We start from the raw sequence: 4,619 nt of genomic DNA on the forward strand, positions 1-4,619 counted from the left end.
ATCACCAACTGCGGCTGTTCGCGGTCGATCAGCGCCATTAGCAGCTTGGCCACGGCTAGCGGCTGCAGGTCTTCATTCGATTCGATCAGGATCGCGCGATCCGCGCCAATCGCCAGCGCCGTGCGCAGCGTTTCTTGACATTGCGTGACGCCGCACGACACGGCGACCACTTCCGTCGCCACGCCCGCTTCTTTCAGACGCACCGCTTCTTCCACCGCGATCTCGTCGAACGGATTCATGGACATCTTCACGTTCGCGAGGTCGGGACCTGTGTTGTCCGATTTGACGCTAACTTTCACATTCGCGTCGATGACCCTTTTTACTGCTACAAACACTCTCATTTCCTTCTCCGAACTTTAAAGCAAACATAATCTGGCATCGGCGGCATCATCCTCGCGAGTGCATTTTCGGACGACCAACGAAGGAGTCGAATTCAAGAATCACTGTATTGAGCCAATGTGCAAATGCGCGCCATAGATGTTCCGTTCCTGAACATCCGGACTCGTGCAGGACTTCCGCTAAAAACCGGTCTCGAGTACGCGTCCGGCACGCGAGACGGTTTGGCGAGGCATCAGAAATTGTGGCGCACACCGAAGTTGACCGCCGTAGTGCCTGAACGCGACGCCACTGGAGCGCCATACGTTATCGTCGTGGTCATTGTTCCCTCGTTGTTCACGTGGCCCGCCTGCGCATACAGAAGCGTGGTTTTGGAAATGCTGTATTCGACACCCGCGGCGAATTCGAGGGACTTGTTGGCAGAATTGTTCGTGTCCTTGAGATAGTAGATGCCGCTCGTTAGTGTCAACGCGGGCGAGAAGCGATAGCCGATGCCGCCGGAATACATGTCAAGATCTACCACGTTCGGCCGGGACGGGTCCCGGCCATTTGCGTACGATGCGGACACGGAGAAACCATGAGTCGAATATCGCGCGCCGGCGTAGACGAATCGGTTGTTATCGCGGCCAGTGGCGACCGTCGTGGCTCCCGGGTTGGTGTCGTGACCGTTATAGTAAATGGCCGCGAGACTGAGCCCATAGTTGGCATACCTCAGCACTGCAGATTCCCGGGTGCCCCCCTGGAAGCTGCCTGCAACGCCACCAGGCGCGTATTCCAGCGCCACGCTGGCGCCGGCAAACTTGGGGGAGTTGTAGACGATCGCGTTACTGTCATACAGCGCGCCGAGCGGTCCGTTGGTGGAGGTACCAACCCAGCCCGCGGACTGATTCATACCTAGCCAACTGGTCAAGATGCTGCCGAAGTACTGGCCGCCGCGTACGTCGGTCTCGGCGAGCGCATAGGCCATCGGTGCGAACTGACGACCTGCGTTGACCGAGCCAAACGGGCCAGACACGCCGACGCTCGATTCCTGATTGAACATTGCTGATACACCCGGCGTATCCGACAGCCGGAGCGCGCCGGTGGTGCTGGTGAATGCGCCTTGTAACTTGAAATTAACGAAGTATCCCCCGCCGATATCTTCAATCCCCTTAACGCCCCACAGGCTCGAGTAGATTCCGCCATCCTTAAGCGCGTAAAGCCGTCCAAGGTCTTTAGCCGCGGGGTTGAACGATGCCGCGGACGTGCTTTGATAGAGCAGGCCTGAATCGAGCACGCCATAGAGTGTCACCGAGGAATCTGCATATGCCGTGCTGCCAAGCGTAGCCATTGTGGTCACCACGAACCATTTTAACTTCATTTTGTCTCCTCTCCTTTGTTATAAAAGTCTGAATAACAGAGATCGATTCGCGACCACCTTCATCGCCCGAGCGCTCATCGATACGGTGCATATGTTTCCGATTCTTTCAGCGCTGCCAGTTGCGACTGCGTTAGCCGCCTTACCGGAATCTGGGTGCGATATCAGTCAGACCAGAGGCGGCCTTTTGGACCGACGCTCCGGGGACTCGGCCACATCCGCTGTCATTTGCGAGCTGGGGCGTGAAGTCAATGAGTTGCTGGCCGACGTCTGAAGCATGGCGTCGTCCGGTATATGTTCGGCATTCCGTTTGTTTGTCTCCTCAACTAAGAGACATTGTCGTTTCTCATTTGACGACTGTCGTAGTCCGATCTACCTATATTGCTGACACAGCTAGCCAGTCGTTTTCCCTGATATCTCGCGTAATGGCCAGATCGAGCTATTCCGCGGCCGATGCGATTTTCGCGATCGACGCAAGACACAAAGCACACCGAAGTTCACTGGGAGGCGATGTCGTTTTTGTCCAGGAGCACCAGCATGAATAGCAGTGCAGACGACGAGCGCTAGAAAAATTGTCAAGAGCAGCGAGGGTTGTCCGACCGACGAACCCGGTGTCGACTTCCGTCAGTACCATTGACTTTCGCACACAGCTGAACAGGATGCCCCGCTGCTATGTCTGTTTCGTCGAAGGAACGGTAGCGGGGTGTGCCTCCGGCTGTCACCGGCTTTCGCGCCGCAGACTCGAAGGAGCTCCAGGTCGACGGCGGGTTCCTCAAGCTACGCCACGCTTCTGATTCGCCCAGAACGTCTCACGCAGTGTGTTCTTTTGAATCTTTCCAACAGGCGAGATGGGGAGCGACTCGCGAAACTCTACGCTACGGGGGCACTTGTATCCCGCGATGCGTTCACGACAATGAGCCTGGATTGCCTCTGCTGTGGCGACCTCGCCGGGCTTCGCGACGATTACGGCGTGAACGGATTCGCCCCATCTGTCATTCGGTATTCCGATAACAGCGCATTGAGCGACAGCCGGATGGCTGGAGATAGCGTTTTCGACTTCGGCGGAATAGATGTTTTCGCCGCCGGAGACAATCATGTCCTTCAGGCGATCGACAACGTAAAGCAGACCGTCGTCGTCCATATAACCGCCGTCGCCAGTGTGCAGCCAGCCGTTGCGGAGCGCTTCGGCCGTAGCCTCCGGCAGGTTCCAGTAGCCAAGCATCACATTGGGGCCACGTACGACAATTTCCCCGGTTGTGCCGCGCGGTACTTCCCGGCCCTGTGGGTCAACGATCTTGACCTCAACGCACATCAAGGGCCTGCCCGCAGCGCGCATCTGGCCACTAGCGTAGGCTTCCTCTGTATGGTATTCCGGTCCAAGCGAAGCACAGACGGGTGAGAGTTCCGTCATGCCATAGCCCTGGACAAATTCGGCTTTAGGAAACGTCTTCTGTGCACGCCGGAGGAGCGTTTGCGAAATCGGCGAAGCGCCGTACATGATCCGTGTGAGAGAAGACTTGTTCAGGCCTGTGCTTTCAGCCGCATGGTTGTCGATCCAGTCAATCACCATCTGGAGCATCGTAGGCGCCAGCATGACCCGATTCACGCCATGTTGGGAAATGGCCTCGATCGTCGTTTGCGGCGTGAAAGCCGGCACCACCACATGCACTCCGCCGCAGGCGAGGAGCGCGTTGATCGCCGCGAAACCAGCCAGGTGGAACATTGGCATTGCATGAAGAAACACCGTGCCTGGTACAACATGACCGACGGCGAGCGTGGCGAGAGTAGCCACGCCGAGGTTCGTATGGCTCAACATGACGCCCTTCGGAAAACCCGTAGTCCCTCCCGTGTAGAAGATGCCAGCGAGATCGTCGCCTTGACGCCCCGCGTCTTCGACCGGTTCGGATTGGGCAATCAGGCTTTCGTAACTCAGCATGCCGTCCGGAACATCGCCGTCGCCAGCATAGATGACATGACGCAGTGTGCGGGCTTCGCGCGCCAGTTTGACACCGAGGGCCCGGAACGTTTCATCGACGATCAGGATGGAAGTGCCGGAATCGTTCAGCGCGTACAGCAGTTCGTTCGCACTCCACCGGATGTTGAGCGGATTCAGAACGCCGCCCGCCCACGGGGTCGCCATGTAGTACTCGATGTATCGCGGCGAGTTGACTGACAGCATCGCGACCCTTTCGCCGCTCCCGGCGCCCAGTTGCCGAAGCGCCCCTGCGAGCCGCGCAACGCGCGCACCGAGTTCGGCGAAGGTAAATGCCTTGCCCTGGAAATGTATCGCTGTCGCATTTGGCCGTTGCTGCACGTTCCGATGCAGCCCTTGTGTCAAGTACATTTCTCGTCTCCGTCTATCGTTTTTGACCACTTTGCCGGGTTCTGCAGACACGGTTGCGTTGATTAGGGCACACCGTTGCGCTGCTGGCCCGAGCCAATATCATCGCAGTATCCAGGGGACCCTTCCAGCGTACTCCCCCCCATCAAGGGGGGGCGGCCAACCCCTGACGGAGCCACTCGGGGTGGGACTCCGGGAGTGCCCGACGACGTGAGCAGGCACCGCATCGCGGCGGCGTCGGCTCTTTCATCAGGTGAATTCGTTTGCATTCCGCATCCGGGATCTTCCTTCCAGAATGACTTCAGTTCGTGTCGGCCGGCAACGCATGGATCGCTTGTCCGTCGCCGCCTGGCGGGCAGTTGTATTGCGCCCCGTGGCCAAGCGGCGTGGGCGGGCTCTGTTTGCCCAGTCCGTATGGGGGGCTCAACGATTGGGCGGCGGGATATAATCCCTCGTGAACTTTGCCGTTCGTTGATTGCACCTGTTGGGTATACGTGTACTTGCGCCCGGCCGGGCATCAAGTCTCCACCTCATGTCCCAATCCGATACGCCGTTGACCGAAGTGTCCCGTCCCCCTAGCCACAT

3 protein-coding genes are annotated in these 4,619 nt (G+C 58.2%); all 3 read right to left on the reverse strand.

Going from position 1 to position 4,619, the window contains the following annotated elements; translation table 11 throughout:
• Positions 1-341 (reverse strand): electron transfer flavoprotein subunit beta/FixA family protein (locus WCA53_RS00270; protein ID WP_423903996.1); only part of this gene is annotated, 341 nt, incomplete at its 3' end.
• 230 nt (positions 342-571) lie between these two features.
• Positions 572-1,696: a porin gene (locus WCA53_RS00275; RefSeq protein WP_423903997.1), complete on the reverse strand. Its 1,125-nt coding sequence runs from the start codon at positions 1,694-1,696 to the stop codon at positions 572-574.
• A 769-nt stretch (positions 1,697-2,465) separates the two neighbouring features.
• Positions 2,466-4,037, reverse strand: coding sequence for a long-chain-fatty-acid--CoA ligase (locus WCA53_RS00280; protein WP_423903999.1), 1,572 nt, complete (start codon positions 4,035-4,037; stop codon positions 2,466-2,468).
• Positions 4,038-4,619: the final 582 nt, after the last annotated feature.

This window comes from Caballeronia sp., assembly GCF_049581465.1.
GTDB lineage: Bacteria > Pseudomonadota > Gammaproteobacteria > Burkholderiales > Burkholderiaceae > Caballeronia.